The following is a 1,261-nucleotide window of genomic DNA, read 5'->3' as shown; positions in this document are numbered from 1 at the left end:
GGGACTGCTGACGGTTTAGTTGACTCCAACGCTGTGAGGATTTCGGTTCTCACGGAAGGATGGTCAACGTGCCCAAAGCATTTCCCAAAGAGTTCCGGAACGACGTCGTTGCGGTCGCGCGGCGGGGCGAGGCCCCGATCAGTCGCATCGCGAAAGACTTCGGGGTTTCCGAGTCGTGCCTGCAGCGGTGGCTCAAGATCGCGGACGTCGAAGACGGCATCAAACCCGGCGTGACTCAAGCCGACGCAGCTGAGCTGCGCGAGGCGAAGAAACGCATCCGGCTGCTCGAGCAGGAGAACGAGATCCTCCGCAGGGCAGCCGCGTATCTGTCGCAGGCGTCACTCCCCAAATGATGTTCCCGCTGGTCCTTGACCTTGCCGCAGATCGGATTCCGATCACGGTGACCTGCCGGGTGCTGGGCTTCAGCAAGCAAGCGTTCTTCAAATGGCGCGCCAATCCAGTCTCGAAACGCGACTGGGACAACGCCCATCTGACGAACGCTGCTGTCGATATTCATGCCGACGATCCGGCGTTTGGGTATCGATTCATCTCCGATGAGATCGAAGCCGAGAGCGGCCTTGCGGCGTCGGAGAGACGGGTGTGGCGGTTGTGTTCGCAGCAACGGTTGTGGTCTGTGTTCTCGAAGAAGCGCGGACTGAATCGGAAGGCCGGACCTCCCGTGCATGACGACCTCGTGCTCCGTGACTTCACCGCGACAAGGCCGGACCAGTTATGGCTCACCGACATCACGGAGCATTGGACCGATGAGGGCAAGTTGTATCTCTGCGCGATCAAGGACGTTCACTCGAACAGGATCGTTGGCTATTCCATCGATTCGCGGATGACGGCCGAGCTCGCTGTCTCAGCGCTCCGCAACGCGGTCGCACTGCGTGAGCCGGTCGGGACAACGCTGCACTCCGATCGCGGCTCTCAATTTCGGTCACGGAAGTTCGTCGAGCTGGTCCGAGAAACCGGGATCACCGGGTCGATGGGACGCGTCGGAGCATGCGCGGACAACGCCGCGATGGAGTCGTTCTTCGCGCTCCTGCAGAAGAACGTCCTCAACAAGAAACGGTGGCATTCGCGGCAGGAATTGCGGCTCGAGATCGTCACCTGGATCGAACGGACATATCACCGGCGACGCCGGCAACGACGGCTCGGGCGGCTCACCCCGATCGAGTTCGAGATAATCAACACAGAGGCCGCTCGCGCGGCCTGAAAACCCCAAACAAGACGAGTCAACTAAACCGTCAGCAGTCCC

The 1,261-nt window shown here is 60.8% G+C and carries 1 protein-coding gene; it reads left to right on the top strand.

The window, feature by feature from the left end; genetic code table 11:
* Positions 1–68: 68 nt before the first annotated feature.
* Positions 69–1,219 (top strand): IS3 family transposase gene (locus ACTU6U_RS15340; RefSeq protein ID WP_443469977.1). Its coding sequence is split into 2 segments (ribosomal slippage): positions 69–336 and positions 336–1,219, totalling 1,152 coding nucleotides; the frame shifts between segments, so codons are not numbered across the junction.
* Positions 1,220–1,261 lie beyond the last annotated feature (42 nt).

This window comes from Microbacterium zouquanmingi (genome assembly GCF_052266695.1).
Lineage (GTDB): Bacteria > Actinomycetota > Actinomycetes > Actinomycetales > Microbacteriaceae > Microbacterium.
Note: the sequence above shows the minus strand (reverse complement) of the source record. Positions and strands in the feature narration are given on the sequence as shown.